The sequence below is a fragment of the Gordonia sp. NPDC058843 genome (genome assembly GCF_042743165.1).
GTDB lineage: Bacteria > Actinomycetota > Actinomycetes > Mycobacteriales > Mycobacteriaceae > Gordonia.
In genome coordinates this window covers 192,326-208,200 of sequence record NZ_JBHYNC010000005.1, presented here as the reverse complement: position 1 = coordinate 208,200, position 15,875 = coordinate 192,326, and the positions used below count along the sequence as shown (strand labels likewise).

Below are 15,875 nucleotides of genomic sequence, written 5' to 3'. Positions count from 1 at the left end.
GCCGACATGAGCGAAGCCGCCACCGCCCCGATCACCCTGCCCGCCGACCTGCTGCCGTCGGACGGCCGCTTCGGTTGCGGACCGTCGAAGGTGCGCCCCGAACAGTTGCAGTCCCTCGTCGACACCGGCGCGTCGGTGTTCGGCACCAGTCATCGTCAGGCACCGGTGAAGAACGTCGTGGGTTCGATCCGCGAGGGTCTGTCGAACCTGTTCTCCCTGCCTGAGGGCTACGAGGTCGTGATCTCCAACGGTGGCACCACCGCATTCTGGGATGCCGCGGCGTTCGGCCTGATCAAGCAGCGTTCGCTGCACCTCACCTACGGCGAGTTCTCGTCGAAGTTCGCGACGGTCGCGAAGAAGGCGCCGTTCCTCGACTCCCCCGCGGTCATCACGACCGATCCCGGCACCGCGCCCGATCCGTCCGCGCTGACCGTGGACGACTTCGGCGGCGTCGACCTCATCGGCTGGGCCCACAACGAGACGTCGACGGGTGTCGCGGTCCCCGTCGTCCGTCCCGCCGGTTCTGACGACGCGCTCATCGCCATCGACGCCACCTCGGGTGCGGGCGGCCTGCCCGTGGACATCGCCGACGCCGACGTCTATTACTTCGCACCGCAGAAGTGCTTCGCGTCCGACGGCGGACTGTGGGTCGCGCTGATGAGCCCGCGCGCTCTCGCCCGGATCGCGGAGATCGCCGAGACCGACCGCTGGTGCCCCGAGTTCCTGTCGCTGCCGACTGCGGTCGACAACAGCAGCAAGAACCAGACGTACAACACCCCGGCCGTCGGATCGCTGCTGCTGTTCGCCGATCAGATCGAGTGGATGAACAACAACGGCGGCCTGGACTGGTGCGTCTCGCGGACTGCCGATTCCAGCTCGCGCCTCTACCAGTGGGCTGAGGCCAGCCAGTTCGCGACGCCGTTCGTCACCGAGGCCGCCAATCGCAGCCAGGTCGTCGGCACGATCGATTTCAACGACGACGTCGACGCCGCGGCCGTCGCCAAGATCCTCCGTGCGCACGGGGTCGTCGACACCGAGCCGTACCGCAAGCTGGGCCGGAACCAGCTGCGCATCGGCATGTTCCCGGCCATCGAGCCCGAGGATGTCAGCAAGCTCACCCAGTGCATCGACTACATCGTCGAGCGCCTCTGACTCCTCGTCGACCACACCTCACCGGCGCGCCGCACAGACCGTTGCGGCGCGCCGGTGGTGCTTCGGAGAACCGGTAGCCTGGTTCCCACAGACCACATCCGACGCAACGATCGCTGGCGTCGCTTGAGCCCCACGCGTGCTGAACTGCGGTTTTGCCGCGTGTCCCACAGTGAACCGGCAGATCGGTGAGTTAATGTGACCCCAATGCGTGCACCCACCGGAGGAGGAGCAGATGCGTGAGCTCCGCGTCGTCGAAGTGGAATCCGACGGCTCCAAGATCATCTGCCAAGACCCGCAATCCGGTGAGAAATTCCGGATCGCCTCCGACGAACGCCTCCGCGCCGCAGCCCGCGGCGACATCTCACGACTGGGACAGATCGAGATCGAGATGGAGAGTTCATTGCGGCCACGCGAGATCCAGGCACGAATCCGAGCGGGTGCAACCGTCGCCGAGGTGGCGGCCGCAGCAGGGGTGGGTGTCGACAAGATCGAACGCTTCGCCCACCCGGTCCTCCTCGAACGCAGCCGCGCCACCGAACTCGCCGGCGCCGCGCATCCCATCCGCCACGACGGTCCGGCCGTCGCGACGCTCGTCGAGTCGGTCGCCGAGGGGTTGGTGGCCTACGGCCAGAACCCGAACGACGCCGACTGGGACGCCTGGAAGGGCGACGACGGCTACTGGGTGGTCCAGGTCGCGTGGAGCGTCGGGCGCACCGACAACCTGGCCCACTGGCGCTACCAGCCGGGTTCGCACGGCGGCAGCGTCGACCCGCTCGACGACCTTGCCGACGAACTCACCCACCCCGAGACCATCGCCCCGCGCCGTCGGCTGACCCCCGTGGCCACCCCCGAGGTCGCCGTCGAGACGACCCCGGACGGACGCGAAGAGGTCACGATCGACGCCAACTCGATCATCGGCGCGCAGCGTGCCCGCCACGACCGGCGGGGCGAGGACGACGGCGCCGTGCCGCTCGACTTCGGATTCGACGTCGAGCGGGCCCCCGATACAGCCGAGGGGTCGTCGTCCGACGAATCCTCGGCCGCGCCGACCGTCGACGCCGCGGACACCGACACCGACTCGTCGTCGCCCGCCCAGCCGGCCGGCGCCGACCGCCCGCGGCGGAAGAAGCCTCGCAAACCTGCTGTCCCGGCGTGGGAGGATGTCCTGCTCGGCGTGCGCAGCAACGGGAACAGCTGAGTGTCCTCGGCGCGCGCGGCCACGGTGTGGTTCGTCGACACAGACGATCCGGTCTCGATCCTCCGCACCGAGGGGCACAACGACTCCCAGCACGCCCAGCAGGTGGCCACCGCCGTCTTCGGCGACAGCGTCCTGGTCCCCCGCGTCGACACCGACCTCGCGACCGCCGCCGCGTCTCGCGACACCCATGTCTACGCGGGCTTCTACGGCCCACTGGCCGTGGTGTCGTGCTCGCTGTTCGAGACCACGACACCGTCGACGCTGACCCGCGCGCTCGAGCGCATCCGCCCCAGCGCGACGACGACCCTCCTCTACACCGAGCCGGACACCTCGCTCGGCGTGTTCGCTCGGTGGGAGTCGGGGACGCTCCGGCGCTCTTTCGCCGCCGACCCGGTGACCATCCACGAAGACCACGGTCTGCCGTTCACGTTCGAAAAACCGTTCTGGGGCGGCGAATACCCGTTGAGCCACGCCGAGGGCGTGCCCACCGCACCGATGTCGCTGCCCTTCCACCCCGCGCACCTGGCCGAAGAGTCGAATCGTGAGTGGCTCGGGTTCCGCTACACCCACCCGCTCGCGGAGTCGGATCTCGATCCGGCGCGGATCACCGTCACCTGCTTCGCCCTGCACCCGGCCGAGTACGAACCGACTCCTGCCGACTACGAGAACTACCGGGCGGCAACGGCTTCGCGCGCACAGGAACGGACGGCATCGCCGGATCAGCACACCCGCAGGCGGGGCCGCATCCGCGAGTACTTCGGGTTCTGAAGGTCGCCGGCTCGCTCCTCAGGCAGCGAGGGGCCGCCCCAGCACCAGCAGCGCGATCGACGACGCGACGCCGGCGAGGAAGCCGAGCAACAGCCCCCACACGACCCATCGCCACACGGGCCGGGTCCGGAACTCCCACAGGGTCCAGCCGAGTCCGCCTGCGACGACCAGCACCGCGGCGATACCGAGGAACCGCAGTATCTCGCCGATGAGCAGGTACACCCCGACCAGCACGAACGCTGCGAACAAGGCGCAGGCGACACCGACGATCATTCCCAGGGCCCACGGCGTCGGTTCGACACCTTCGCGCTCGACGGTCACGCTCCCATCGTGCCCGACCGTGCGCGCTCGTAGAAGGCAACGGCCGCAGCGGTGGCCACGTTCAGCGAGTCGGTGCCCCGGCTCATCGGGATGCGAGCCTTCACATCGGTGGCCGCCATCGCCGAAGCCGTGAGTCCGGGACCCTCGGCGCCGACGAGGAAGCCGACCTTCTCGGCGGTGACCGCTTCGGCCAGTGTCACGGCGTCGGGGTCGGGGGTCAGTGAGACCAGCTGGAAATCACGCTCGCGCAGCAGGTCCAGGCCGCGGGGCCAATCGTCGAACCGCGCGAACGGTACGAGCAGCGCGTGACCCATCGACACGCGCACGCAGCGGCGATACAGCGGGTCGGCACATCCTTGGCCGAAGAGCACCGCATCGACACCCAGCCCGGCGGCGTTGCGAAAGATCGAGCCGATGTTCTCGTGGTCGTTGACGCCTTCGAGGATCGCGACGGTCCGTGCGCTCTCGAGGATCTCGGGCACCGCGAGAGCGGCCGGTCGGCGTGACACCGCGAGCACACCGCGGTTGAGGTGGAAGCCGACGATCTCGGCCATCACCTCGGCGGTGGCACGGAAGAACGGCACACCGGTCAGTGATGGCTCCCGGAGATCGGCGTCGAGTTCGTCGAGGCGTTTGGCGACACCGAGGAATGCGTGGGTCTGGAACCGCGACGCGATCATCCGCTGGGCGACGAGAACACCTTCGGCGATGACGAGACCGCGGCCGGGGCGTCCGCCGGGCAGAACCGGGAGGTCGGGCCGGCGGTCGACGGAGTTGAGGTCACGAAAGTCGTCGACGCGTGGGTCGTGCGGGTCGTCGATGTCGATCACGTTCACTGCGAGCCCGGGCACCGCAACAGTCTGCCACCCGGAGGAAACCGGCAGCGCACGGGTGTGAAACTGTGGAAGCCGTGACCAGCGACTCGACTCCGATGTCACGTCTGTCCCTCGCACGCGCGACCGACGCGGACTGGACCGACATCATCACCACCGACGCCCGCGCATTCGCCATGCGCAATCCGTTGCCCGACGACGAGGTCGCCGATCTGCGCGGCAAGGTCGCCGACGACGACGTCGTACTCGTGCGCGACACCGGATTGGACGCCCTGCCCCTGGTCGGGGTGGCGATGTTCTACCGGATGTCGATGTCGCTGCCCGGTGGCGGCGTATCCGATGCGGCCGGCTTGTCGTGGGTCTCGGTCGCCTCGACCCACCGGCGCCGCGGAATCCTCCGCCGGATGCTGACCGAACTCGTCGAGCAGTGGGAGTCGGAGAAGTACACCTTCGGGATCCTCACCGCCAGTGAGGGCACCATCTACGAGCGCTTCGGCTTCGGCCCGGCCTGTTTCGCGACCTCGGTGTCGCTGACCCCGGGAGCGTCGATGCGGGCCGCCCAGCCCGACGACGCGACCGTCCGCTACGCCGACGCCGATGCGGTGGCTGCCGCGATCCCCGACCTGCATGCACGCTGGACGCTCACCACCCCGGGCGCGCTCACCCGCACACCAGCCTGGTGGAATCCCATCCTGGCCGACCGCGCGTCGGAGCGACCGCTGTCGGCGAGCGGATTGCACTATCTGCTGCACGCCGACGGCTACGCGAGCTATCGCATCTACAAGGACGAGACCGGCGCGGTGCGCGGCGAGGTCAACGAGGTCTTCGCGGTCACCGACGACGCCCACACCGACCTGTGGCGCGTCCTGATCAACCTCGACCTGATCCCCTCGATCACCGCGACCATCCCGGCCGACGACCCGCTCCCGCAGAAGCTCGTCAATCCGCGGTCGGTGTCGGTGACCGGCACCGCCGACACGATGTGGCTGCGCATCCTCGACGTCCCGGCCGCACTCGGCGCCCGCCACTACGCCGCAGATCTGGATGCCGTGATCGAGGTGACCGACGAATTCCGCGGGCACGGAGGCGTTTTCGACATCTCGGTGCGCGAGGGCGGGGCGATCGTCGCGCCCGCGAAGTCGGGTGCGACGCCCACTGTCCGGTTGGACATCTCGGTGCTGTCGAGCATCTACCTGGGCGGGATCCGACCGTCGGCCTTCGCGGCGGCGGGACGCCTACACGTCGACTCCCCGACGACGCTGCGCGCCCTCGACCACGCGTTCATGACCGACCGGGCACCGTTCTCCGGAACGTTCTTCTGACCCTCACCCCCGCCCCCTGAGGAGCGAGCTTGCGAGCGTCACGAAGGGTCCTGGTGAGGTGTGTGGCAGACCCTTCGAGACGTCCCTCCGCAAGCTCCGGGACTCCTCAGGGAGCGGGGAGACGTCCCTCCGCAAGCTCCGGGACTCCTCAGGGAGCCGTGGGGCGGGATCAGATCGCGCGTGAGCGTGGGAGGTCGGTGTCGGCCTGTCCGAGGATCTTGTTGACGATCTGTACGGCCTCGCCCAGGATCTGCCGCTCGTCGACGGACAGTTCCGCGAGTCGGTCGCTCAACCACGCCTTGCGGGCGGCGAGTTCGTCGATCACGACGTCGACGCCTTCGGGCGACAACGTCACGATGGCCTGACGGCCGTCGGTCGGATGAGGCTCTCGCTTGATCATTCCCAGATCGGACAGCGAGGCGATGACCCGGGTCATCGACGGCGGCCGGACCCGTTCGGCCGCTGCGAGCGCGCCCGGCGTCATCGGGCCTTCGTGGTGGAGTGTGTTGAGGGCGGACAGTTGAGTGAGCGAGACCAGCTTGTTCTCACGCCGACCCCGAAGTCGGCGCGCGAGGCGCACCACGGCTAGGGACAGGTCGCCGGACAGACTTCCGTCACCATATGGTGAATGCATTCACAAAGGGTAGGCCAGTGAGACGGCGTCACCACCCGTCCGCGACGAAATTGCATCGGGTGGACGACACGAAACGGACAAACCCGGACGACCGCCGCGGGTGGTCCGTCAGCCGATGAGGTCCGAGATGGGTCCGCGCGCGAAGTAGGCGACGAAGACCGCGGCGACGAACCAGAGCAGCGGGTGCACGGTGCGTGCCTTGCCCGCAGCGGTCGCCATCACGACCCAGCTGATGAAGCCGATGCCGATCCCGTTGGCGATCGAGTAGGTGAAAGGCATCGTGACCACGGTCAGGAAGGCCGGCAGCGCGTAGTCGAGCCGCTTGAAGTCGACGGTCGTGAGCTGGCCGATCATCAGCGCGCCGACAACCACCAGCGCGGGAGCGACCGCCTCGAGCGGGATCACCTCGTAGAGCGGTGTCAGGAACATCGCCACCAGGAACAGCACACCGGTCACGACATTGGCGAGGCCGGTGCGCGCACCTTCGGCGATACCCGACGCGGACTCGACGAACACGGTGTTCGACGACGCCGAGGCGGCACCACCGGCGATGGCGCCGGTTCCCTCGACCACCAGCGCGCGCCCGATCCCGGGCAAATTGCCCTTCTCGTCGGCCAGTCCGGCTTCCTTGCCGAGACCGGTCATCGTGCCCATCGCGTCGAAGAAGTTGGAGAGCACCAGCGCGAACACCAGCACCGAGGCCGCCAGCACACCGATACGCGTGAATGCGCCGAACAGGTCGACGTCGCCGACCAGACTGAGGTCGGGCAGACCGCCGAGGGCGTTGGGGATGTCGGGCACGCTCAAGCCCCAGCCCGAGGGATTGTCGACGCTCGACCCGTAGTCGAAGATCTGCTCCAACACGATCGACAGCACGGTCGTGACGGCGATTCCGATCAGCAGACCGCCGGGGACCCGGCGCACCACCAGGACACCCATCAGCAGCACCCCGACAGCGAAGACGAGGGTGGGGATCGTCGAGATCGAGTTGTCGCTGCCCAACTGCACCGGGACGGTGGTACCTGCGGCATCGGGGATGCGCTTGACGAATCCGGCGTCGACGAAACCGATGAAGGCGATGAACAGACCGATGCCGGCCGCGATCGCGGCCTTCAGTTCGGCTGGGACCGCGTTGAACACCGCGGTGCGGAATCCGGTCACGGCGAGCAGCACGATGATGATGCCGTCGACGACCACCAGACCCATCGCCTCGGGCCAGGTGACCTGAGGTGCGATGGACACCGCCAGCAGACTGTTGATACCGAGGCCCGCGGCGATCGCGAACGGGTAGTTGGCGACGAGGCCGAACAGGATCGACATCACACCCGCGACGAGTGCGGTGACCGCGGCGACCTGCGCCAGCGGGAGGACGTTGCCCAGGACGTCGGTGTTCTTGTCGCCGCCCGGGATCCCGCCGATGATGATCGGGTTGAGCACCACGATGTAGGCCATCGTGAAGAACGTGACCAGGCCACCGCGGAACTCGCGGTTGATCGTCGAACCGCGTTGGGAGATCTTGAAGAACCGGTCGAGCGGACCATGGGGAACGGCGGAGTCCGGTCCCGGTGTGGTCGCGGGGAAGTCGGGTTGGGTGTGCGAGGTGCTCGACGTGTCAGCATCACTCGGAGTGTCGGAGGGCCTCAGATCGCGGGACTCGCGGGGCTCATCGTGTGGCACCTCCCGAAAGCTACCCTGTTGTCCATGTCCACGACACCTGAGATCCCCGAACTACCCCGCGCGCTGCGAGCGCCGGAACCGGTGATCGTGGTCGGGATGGTCGCCTGGGTGGTGGCGACCATCGTCGTCGCCGTCACCGATCTCGGCGGCGACCGCACCTTGCAGATCTGCCTGGTGGGCCTGGCGGTCGGGCTGCTCGGGACGACGATCGTCCTCGTTCAGCGCGCCGGTGTCCGACGCGGTGACCGGGGCGCCCAGGAGGGACTCGACTAGTCCCTGCCCGGTTCGGACCTGTTCGGTTCGGACCTGTTCGGTTCGGCCCCGCTCGGTTCGGCGAACTCGTCGACGCCGGGTTCGTGCTCCAGGACGCGCCCGGGCCCGAACATCATGGTCACGAAGTAGAGGCCACCGGCCGCGATCAGACCCAGCACGATGAGGGTCGGCACCTCGGCGTCGTCGGGCGTGACGAGCACGAACAATGCGAACCCCACCCAGATCAGTGCGGCGACCGCGACGGGTAGTTCGAACCGGCCGAGACTGAAACCTCCGGTCTTGCGCTCCAGGCGCTTACGGACAACCAGGTAGAGCACGACGATGCCGCCGTAGATCAGGGCGGGCAGGATCGTCGAGGCGATGATCAACTCGATCAGCGCAGCGCCGGGCAGCGCGACCATCAACACCACTCCGACCGCGAGGATCAGCAGGGTCGCCGGAACCGGGGTCTGGGTGCGGGGATTGACCCTCCGCATGAGCCGATGTGCCGGAAAGCGCCGATCACGGGCCATGGCGAACACCTGGCGGGCGCAGGCGGCCATCACCACCATGCCCGCACCGAACATCGCGAAAGTGATGCAGGCCAGCAGGACTCGCTCGGCGACCGGTCCGAGCTGTTCGCGGATGACAGCGGCGACCGGCGAACCGTCCGCGGTCACCGCCGGAACATCCTCGATCGCGGTGGTCAGCACGATGAGGAACACCAGGCCGACCACCGCGGCGGCGACCACCGAACCGACGATCGCCCTCGGCACGCTGCGGAACGGGTCCCTGGCCTCCTCGGCGAGGTTCGCCGCGGAATCGAAACCCACCAGGGTGGTGAGTCCCATGACCATCGCGGCCATCACGCCGCCGCCGATGGCCCAGTAGTCCGGCGCACCGGCCGCGACCCCTGCGGACCCCAGATTGTCGAGGTGACCGCTACCGGTGAACACCATCACGGCCGCGAGCGCGACCACCAGGATCGCCACGATCGCCAACTCGACCGCGACGGCTCCGGACGTGAAGATGCCGAGCAACCGGGTCGAGGCGATCACCAGCACGGCTTGGAGGACGAGTACGACGAGGGTGAGCACACGGGCGACCGTCTCGTCCTCGGCCATCCCCGCCAACGGCATGAGCGCCTGGCTGGCCAGCGCATTGTCCATGGCGACAACGGCGATGGCCAGATACCAGAAGCTCAGCCAGCCGAATAGCCAGCCGACCTTCGGGTTCGCCAGCCTCGACGCCCACTGATACGACGATCCGCTGAGCGCGATCCGGGCGGCGAACTGGGCGACGACCAGGGCGACCAGGGTCTGCCCGATCGCCGCGACGATCCACAGCCAGATCCCGACCGGCCCCGCCGTGGTGAGCACGGTGTCGTAGGTGGCGAAGATCCCCACCGCGACCGAGATGAACGCGAAGGAGATCGCGAACACCGCGAAGCCCCCGAGTGTTCGCCGTAACTCCGGACGATAACCGCCGGTGCGGATTTCGTCGGGGGGAGAGTCACTGCCGGCGCTCGACGGGGTGACAACGTCCTCGGCCATGGGCAGGCCCTTTCGTCGAGCGGTTACACGAGCAGGTCGTCCAGCCGTTGCGCGATGATCCCGACCGCATACCCGAGGCGTTCGAAGGCCTTGTTGGTGGTCTGACCGTGGTAGTAGCGGTAGTAGATCTGCTGGGCGATGGCACCTGCCCGAAAGAGTCCGAACACCTCGTACCAGCGCCACTGTTCGGGAGTCATGTCGAATCCCATCCGCTCGCAGTACTTCTCGACGAACTCGGCGCGACTGAGCATGCCGGGCAGGTGCGTCGGGACGCGCCGCATGAGTTGCATGGCGTCCGGGTCGTCGGCCTGGATCCAGTAGGCCATCGACCCCGCGACGTCCATGAGCGGGTCACCCAGGGTTGCCATCTCCCAGTCCAGGATGCCGATGACGCGGGTGGGATCGTCGTGGGCGAGGACGACGTTGTCGAGCTTGAAGTCGTTGTGGATGACGCAGTTCGCGACATCCTCGGGCTGGTTCTCGGCCAGCCAGACCATCGTGGACTCGAAGTCGGGGACATCGTCGGTGTGTGCGTTGCGGAAACGTGCGGTCCATCCCTCGACCTGGCGGCGTACGTAGCCCCGCCCCTTGCCGAGGTCGGCCAGTCCGGTGTTGCTCGGATCGACCGAGTGGACCTCGACCAGGGTGTCGATGAAGTTCAGGCAGAGCCGGCGCGCCTGCTCGGCGTCGAGCGGGACGTCGGCGGGCCATTCGGTGCGCGGGATGACGCCGTCGATGCGACCCATCACATAGAAGTCTGCGCCGAGGACGGATTCGTCGTCGCAGAACGCGATCATGGGCGCGATGTAGCGGATCGCGGTCGCGAGTTCGGACTGAATCCGGTATTCGCGTGCCATGTCGTGCGCGCCTCGCGCCTTGGTTCCCCGCGGCGCCCGGCGCAGGATCAGATCCCTGGTCGGATAACGCAGCAGGAACGTGAGATTCGATGCGCCGCCACCGAATTGGCGGACCTCCGGGATGGCGTCGAGACCGGCCGGGTCCGAGGCATTCGCCTCGAGCCACTTTGCCATCGCCTCGACGTCGAATGCATCTTCGGTGCGGACCTCGCCGGCACCCGCGACTTCGTCGGTCATTCTCGTCCCCCGATCAGCGGTACTGACCGAACTCGATGCGCGCAACGACGTTGCGGTGCACCTCATCCGGGCCGTCAGCCAGACGGAGCGATCGTGCGCCCACCCAGGCCTGCGCCAGCGGGAAGTCATCAGTCATCCCGGCGCCGCCGTGCAGCTGGATCGCGAGGTCGATGACGCCGAGGGCCATGTTGGGCACCTCGACCTTGATCTCGCTGACCGCCGAGACCGCCTCCCGGGACATGCCCTGGTCCAGCAGCCAGGCGGCATGGTGGACGAGGAGCCGTGACCGGTTGATCGCGATACGGGCGTCGGCGATCCGCTCACTGTTGCCGCCGAGGCGGGCGAGTTGCTTGCCGAAGGCCTCCCGCGAGAGTGCGCGACGCACTCCGAGTTCCAGCGATTTCTCGGCCAGCCCGATCGCGCGCATGCAGTGGTGCACCCGCCCCGGGCCGAGCCTTCCCTGCGCGATCTCGAATGCCCGGCCGGGCCCGAGCAGGATGTTCGACGCCGGGACGCGCACATTGTCGAAGCTGACCTCGCCGTGGCCGAACGGTTCGTCGAAGTAGCCCATGGTCGTGAGCATGCGGTCGACGGTGACACCGGGAGCGTCGATCGGGATCAGCACCATGGTGTGGCGCGACTTCCGGTCGGCCTCGGCATCGGTGACACCCATGAAGATGAGGACCTTGCAGTCGGGATGGCCCACGCCGGTGGAGAACCACTTGGTCCCGTTGATGACGACGTCGTCCCCGTCGAGCACGGCTGTCGCGGCCATGTTGGTGGCGTCCGACGACGCGACGGCGGGTTCGGTCATGCAGAAGGCACTGCGGATCTCGGCGGTCAGCAGCGGCTCGAGCCACTGCTTGCGCTGCTCCTCGGTGCCGTAGCGCAGCAGCACCTCCATGTTGCCGGTGTCGGGTGCGTTGCAGTTGAAGATGACCGGCGCCAGCCCCGACGAACCCATCGCCTCTGCGATCGGCGCGTAATCGGCGTTGGACAGTCCGGCTCCACCGTCGGTGCCGAAGTCCGCGGCATAGCGACCGGCGTGCTCAGCCGGCAGGAAGAGGTTCCACAGCCCCTGCGAACGGGCCTTGTTCTGCAGGTCGGCGATGATCGGCGACGGCGTCCACGGATCGCCGTCCCCCTCGCGGCGGGCCTTGATGTCCCGATGGATCTCGGGCTCGACCGGCTCGATCTCGGTGGTCACGAAGTTGCGCACGCGTTCGGTGAGTTCGGCCGACCGCGCTGACGGGGAGAAATCCATACCCGACCGTATCGCGATGAACCGATTACTCGTCATCGTTCCGTGCAAACCGGCGCGCTCGCCCCCGACCACCTCCCGACGCATCACTTCCAGTACAGGGTGGTCCGCTCCGGACCGGCCGTCGTGCTCACCAGTTTCGCGAAGCAGTTGTCGGGACCGAATCCCTGAGCGCGACACCAGTTGTTGGCCTCCGCCGGACCCGGGAAGGTCGCCGCGGCAACCGTCACCCACCAGCCGCGGTAGGAGAACACCGGCCACTCGTCACTCCAGAGAAGCCGAACGTCGTTGAACCGCAGCCGGAGTGCCAGAAACTCGTCGAGGATCGCCTGATCGGTCCAGGTGCGTCCCTCGGCGACGAGGCCCGGTTGCTTGGAGCTGAGCTGCGCGACCCACCGGTTGTCGAGATTCGCCAGGATGAACGCACGGTCTGCGTCGGCCTGCAGTCGCAGGGCGCTGACGCTGCTCGCGGTCACGTCGGCACCGGCCGGGAACGAGGGACCGGTGGCGGTCGACGACGCCGTGGTCCCCGTTTGCGGTGCCGCGAGCTTCGGCGCGGAACCGGAGGTCGGACCCTTGTCGCAGTCGACGACGTACCGGCCGGCGTCATCCGGCGTGGCACTCCCCTGCGCACCGAGAGTGTCCGGCAGCCGGAAGAAGCTCCCGGGCGGATAGGTGAGTTCCATCGTCAGTGCCTGGCCCGCGCCGTCGAGCGACGGCACCGCGACCGGTGAGCGCTGGAAGTCGAAGTTGCCCGACGCGACGATCCCGTTGCCGTCGGTGATGGTGATCCGGGTCTGCGGCCCGTACAGCACGTCGCCACCGGGGCACTTCGCGGTCACCTTCATGGTGACGCCCAGCCCGCCCGCAGACGTCCGGAACGACTGCGGCGTGAAGACCGGCGGCGCCCCGCACGGCGTGACGTACTCGGTCCCGCCGTCGCCGCCATCATCCGCGGTGTAGCCACCGCGGGTCGTTCCCGGGACGATGGCCGACGGACCGGTGGGCGCGAACCCGGTGATCGTGGTGGCGGTCATGGTGATCAGGCGTTCGCCGACTGCGAATGTGAGCGCCGGACGCGGCTCGGTGGCGCCCGCAGCCGGGACGTTGCCGATCGCATTCGCCGGCAGCGACCACACCGGCGTGCCGCCGACGAGATCGAGGGCCGTCACACCGCCGTCGGTCGTCGGGGTGACGAGTCGCTCGCCGTCGGTGACAGCGTGGCCGGTCGAACCGTAGACCGACCCGGTCGGATTCGTCCACAGAATCCGACCCGAGGTGACGTCGACAGCCGTGACGGCGTCGTGCGTCGTCCACACGACCTCGCGGTCGTCGGCCAGGACGACGGTCGGCCGGGTCTGAGCAGGAATATCCGTCGACGTCCAGATCCGGGTGCCGTCCGCCACGTCGGTGTACGTACCGTCGATGACCACACGCCCACTCTGCGCTGGAGTCGTGACAGCCGCCGATTCAACGCTCATGCCGGCGAAATCGCTGGTCGTGCCGTCTGGCCGGACCTGCACGACAGGACCGTTCGTCGGGGTGCCGTTGGAAACGCTGCCCGTCACCACGAACACCGATCCGTCCGGGCGTGGCACCATTCCGGTCCGTCCTGGGCTGGTGAAGAGCTCCCGTCCATCGTCGGACGAGATGACGGCGACCACACCGTCGGCAGTCGCGACGAGGTCGTCGGTGGCGATGAACTGCGAGGCGTCGCCGCTCGGCAAGGCCTCCGGCAAATCGACCGTGCGCTGCCACTCCGTGCCACGTGGTGTCACTTTGTGAATCACGACCTGGCGCTGCTCGGCACCACTGAAATCGCGGACGAACGCCGCCTCCCCGTTGAACGCGATCCCGAAGGCCTGCGGCGGAGCCGGGGCCCGTCCGATTTCTCGTCCGGTCCGGGTGTCGATGAAGTACACGACGCCTCTGCCGAGGCAGGCGAAGGTGCTGTCCACGATGGAATCCGAGCACCCCGACACCGGTTCGACGAACGACCACTTCTGACCGGACTCGGCGTCGACACCGACCAGTCGTAGTGCCGGACCGTCCGCTGATGCACCGGCATTCACGAGCGTCACCAGCGTCCGGCTGTCATGTACCGCACCCTGCGTCATGTATGTCGCTTCGAGCGGCAGCCCGGACACGTACCCCGTGCCGCCCAACTCACCAACACCAATGCTCCAGGCGGGACTCGGCACGGTCGGGTACGAGCCGGTGAGTTGGCCTGCGACGAGGTCCGGCTCGGCGGCGGACCCGCCGCCCGACGCCGACGACTTCCACCACACGACTCCCCCGACCACCAGCGCGAGCACACAGACCAGCGCGATGCCCGTGACGAGGTACGCGACCCGATTGGACCGACGCTGGGGCGGTGGAAATCCAAACTGGGGATAACCGGGCTGCGGATACCCGGCCGCCGGGTACCCGGTCTGGGGATACCCGGGCGGCGGGTAACCAGGCGGCGGGTAGCCGCTCGGTGGCTGCTGGAGCGGCGGCGGGCGGTGAGGTGTGGGGCCCGCCTGTGTGGCTGCAAAGGGATCCGGCGCCGGGTTCTTGTCGAGCGACACCCCGGGGACCACCGTCGGGCGCGCAGGTTCGATCGTCGTCGGCGATTCATCGGGCGACCCGGGCATCATCGGATCATCCTCGGGTGGGCCCGGATTCGACATCCGTCCAGTTAAGCCCAGATACGCAACCCCCGGCTGTCCCCCACCTGGAGGATTCTCGTCGTGGCCGCGACCCCTTCGCCGGCAACCTTCCGCCGATTCGCTGGAATGTCACGACGCAGACCCACCCCCCTTCTCGAGCGAAATCTGCAACGGGTGTGGCTGGAGTTCACGACTGTCGACGACGAATGCACAGTCAACAGAAGTCGACGCACAGTCGACGAAATCTCCTGCACAGTCGACATTTTCGCGGATCTCCGCTACCAAGAACATGCTGATCGAGATGGGCCACGCCCCCGCAGCGGCCCTCCGCGTCATGCGAAGCGTCGACAATCTACCCGCGCTGCCCGCACTGGCCCGGCATGCCGCCGGACGGACGCCTGTCCGCGGAAGTCGTCGACGCCATCATCCGAGGAATGAACCACATCGAGAAACGGTGTTCCGAAGCACTTTCCGAGTAGGACATGCGCGCACGAGATCGAACTCCGCTGCCAAGCACTGTCCGGCGCCACGCCGACGCAACTACTCGCCCACGCCCGCACCATCGCCAACACCCTCGCCGAGGCCACCGACGACGGACGCGTCGAGGTCCGCGCCGACCTCACCCAAACCGTCGGCGAGAAGTTCCTGACCATGCTCGACGAACGCTCCTGCCCACGCACGCAACTCCTGCTGACCATCCCCGCCACCGGCACCGACCCAGCAAGCCTGCCGTGGACCGGATCGGTCAGCCAGGCAACCGCGCAACAACTATCGTGCGACGCGACCTTCACCGAGATCGTCCTCGACGGCGAAGGCGTACCACTACAGATGGGGCACACCCACCGACTCTTCCCGGCGCATCTGCGCACAGCGGCGATCGTCCGCGACAGGTGTTGCATCAAATGCGGAGCACCGCCGTCACATACCCAGGTGCACCATCACGGGTGGGAGGTCGTGATGGGTTTCGACCGACACCCCTGGCTCGTCCCGCCCGCCACCATCGACCCACGGCGCCGACCCCTACCGGCCTACAACCGACGCACCATGCGACTCGACAACGCCGCCTGACCACAACACACTTCGCGCAGCACCTTCCGCACCCGATGCCCCTCGGGATCGCATCTGATCTTTGACAACTCCGTAGTGCCGCCGACTCATG

Annotated in this window: 13 protein-coding genes and 1 pseudogene; 6 read left to right on the top strand and 8 right to left on the bottom strand. The window is 67.9% G+C overall.

Annotation, left to right across the window (positions count from 1 at the left end):
- Window positions 1-6: 6 nt before the first annotated feature.
- The 3 genes from serC to ACFW3F_RS06015 all read left to right on the top strand — a co-directional run bounded on the left by serC (window position 7) and on the right by ACFW3F_RS06015 (window position 3,118).
- Window positions 7-1,152, top strand: coding sequence for a phosphoserine transaminase (gene serC / locus ACFW3F_RS06025; protein ID WP_388055293.1), 1,146 nt, complete (start codon window positions 7-9; stop codon window positions 1,150-1,152).
- 232 nt (window positions 1,153-1,384) lie between these two features.
- Complete coding sequence (gene sepH, locus ACFW3F_RS06020) at window positions 1,385-2,350, top strand: septation protein SepH (RefSeq protein WP_388055291.1); 966 nt, start codon at window positions 1,385-1,387, stop codon at window positions 2,348-2,350.
- Window positions 2,351-3,118 (top strand): DUF6928 family protein, encoded by a 768-nt coding sequence (locus ACFW3F_RS06015; protein ID WP_388055289.1) that lies wholly within the window; start codon window positions 2,351-2,353, stop codon window positions 3,116-3,118.
- 18 nt (window positions 3,119-3,136) lie between these two features.
- On the opposite strand, the gene ACFW3F_RS06010 is transcribed toward ACFW3F_RS06015, so the two are convergent.
- Together ACFW3F_RS06010 and ACFW3F_RS06005 are read right to left on the bottom strand one after the other, a co-directional pair.
- Entirely contained in the window at window positions 3,137-3,439 is a 303-nt protein-coding gene (locus ACFW3F_RS06010; protein WP_388055287.1) for a DUF2537 domain-containing protein, read from the bottom strand.
- A complete protein-coding gene (locus ACFW3F_RS06005) occupies window positions 3,436-4,290 on the bottom strand; it encodes a TrmH family RNA methyltransferase (RefSeq protein ID WP_388055285.1) in 855 nt (284 codons plus the stop codon). The genes ACFW3F_RS06010 and ACFW3F_RS06005 overlap by 4 nt, the downstream gene beginning before the upstream one ends.
- Window positions 4,291-4,370: 80 nt before the next feature.
- Between ACFW3F_RS06005 and ACFW3F_RS06000 the strand changes: the two genes are divergently transcribed.
- Window positions 4,371-5,594 carry a GNAT family N-acetyltransferase gene (locus ACFW3F_RS06000; RefSeq protein WP_388055334.1) on the top strand — a complete coding sequence of 408 codons (1,224 nt, stop codon included), beginning with the start codon at window positions 4,371-4,373 and terminating at the stop codon, window positions 5,592-5,594.
- A gap of 169 nt (window positions 5,595-5,763) precedes the next feature.
- Here the strand turns inward: ACFW3F_RS06000 and ACFW3F_RS05995 are convergent, their stop codons facing one another.
- Both ACFW3F_RS05995 and ACFW3F_RS05990 read right to left on the bottom strand, forming a co-directional pair.
- Window positions 5,764-6,228 (bottom strand): MarR family winged helix-turn-helix transcriptional regulator, encoded by a 465-nt coding sequence (locus tag ACFW3F_RS05995; protein WP_388055283.1) that lies wholly within the window; start codon window positions 6,226-6,228, stop codon window positions 5,764-5,766.
- Window positions 6,229-6,336: 108 nt separating this feature from the next.
- Window positions 6,337-7,905: an NCS2 family permease gene (locus tag ACFW3F_RS05990; RefSeq protein WP_388055281.1), complete on the bottom strand. Its 1,569-nt coding sequence runs from the start codon at window positions 7,903-7,905 to the stop codon at window positions 6,337-6,339.
- A 24-nt stretch (window positions 7,906-7,929) separates the two neighbouring features.
- On the opposite strand from ACFW3F_RS05990, the gene ACFW3F_RS05985 reads away from it, so the two are divergent.
- Window positions 7,930-8,178: a DUF2530 domain-containing protein gene (locus tag ACFW3F_RS05985; protein ID WP_388055279.1), complete on the top strand. Its 249-nt coding sequence runs from the start codon at window positions 7,930-7,932 to the stop codon at window positions 8,176-8,178.
- Here the strand turns inward: ACFW3F_RS05985 and ACFW3F_RS05980 are convergent.
- The 4 genes from ACFW3F_RS05980 to ACFW3F_RS05965 form a co-directional block, all read right to left on the bottom strand.
- Window positions 8,175-9,710 (bottom strand): APC family permease, encoded by a 1,536-nt coding sequence (locus ACFW3F_RS05980; RefSeq protein ID WP_388055277.1) that lies wholly within the window; start codon window positions 9,708-9,710, stop codon window positions 8,175-8,177. The genes ACFW3F_RS05985 and ACFW3F_RS05980 overlap by 4 nt on opposite strands.
- Before the next feature lie 23 nt (window positions 9,711-9,733).
- Entirely contained in the window at window positions 9,734-10,804 is a 1,071-nt protein-coding gene (locus ACFW3F_RS05975) for a phosphotransferase family protein (RefSeq protein WP_388055276.1), read from the bottom strand.
- A gap of 13 nt (window positions 10,805-10,817) precedes the next feature.
- A complete protein-coding gene (locus tag ACFW3F_RS05970; RefSeq protein WP_388055332.1) occupies window positions 10,818-12,068 on the bottom strand; it encodes an acyl-CoA dehydrogenase family protein in 1,251 nt (416 codons plus the stop codon).
- Between the two features lie 83 nt (window positions 12,069-12,151).
- The gene (locus ACFW3F_RS05965) at window positions 12,152-14,704 is read right to left on the bottom strand and encodes a PQQ-binding-like beta-propeller repeat protein (RefSeq protein WP_388055274.1); all 2,553 of its coding nucleotides are present in this window, start codon (window positions 14,702-14,704) and stop codon (window positions 12,152-12,154) included.
- A gap of 286 nt (window positions 14,705-14,990) precedes the next feature.
- Between ACFW3F_RS05965 and ACFW3F_RS05960 the strand changes: the two are divergent.
- Window positions 14,991-15,784 (top strand): annotated as a pseudogene (locus ACFW3F_RS05960) (HNH endonuclease); the annotation flags it as partial.
- Window positions 15,785-15,875 lie beyond the last annotated feature (91 nt).

Coding starts and splice junctions, on each gene's coding strand:
- serC (WP_388055293.1), top strand. CDS start 7: ATGAGCGAAGCCGCCACCGCCCCGATCACCCTGCCCGCCGACCTGCTG.
- sepH (WP_388055291.1), top strand. CDS start 1,385: ATGCGTGAGCTCCGCGTCGTCGAAGTGGAATCCGACGGCTCCAAGATC.
- ACFW3F_RS06000 (WP_388055334.1), top strand. CDS start 4,371: ATGTCACGTCTGTCCCTCGCACGCGCGACCGACGCGGACTGGACCGAC.
- ACFW3F_RS05995 (WP_388055283.1), bottom strand. CDS start 6,228: ATGCATTCACCATATGGTGACGGAAGTCTGTCCGGCGACCTGTCCCTA.
- ACFW3F_RS05985 (WP_388055279.1), top strand. CDS start 7,930: ATGTCCACGACACCTGAGATCCCCGAACTACCCCGCGCGCTGCGAGCG.
- ACFW3F_RS05980 (WP_388055277.1), bottom strand. CDS start 9,710: ATGGCCGAGGACGTTGTCACCCCGTCGAGCGCCGGCAGTGACTCTCCC.
- ACFW3F_RS05975 (WP_388055276.1), bottom strand. CDS start 10,804: ATGACCGACGAAGTCGCGGGTGCCGGCGAGGTCCGCACCGAAGATGCA.
- ACFW3F_RS05970 (WP_388055332.1), bottom strand. CDS start 12,068: ATGGATTTCTCCCCGTCAGCGCGGTCGGCCGAACTCACCGAACGCGTG.
- ACFW3F_RS05965 (WP_388055274.1), bottom strand. CDS start 14,704: ATGATGCCCGGGTCGCCCGATGAATCGCCGACGACGATCGAACCTGCG.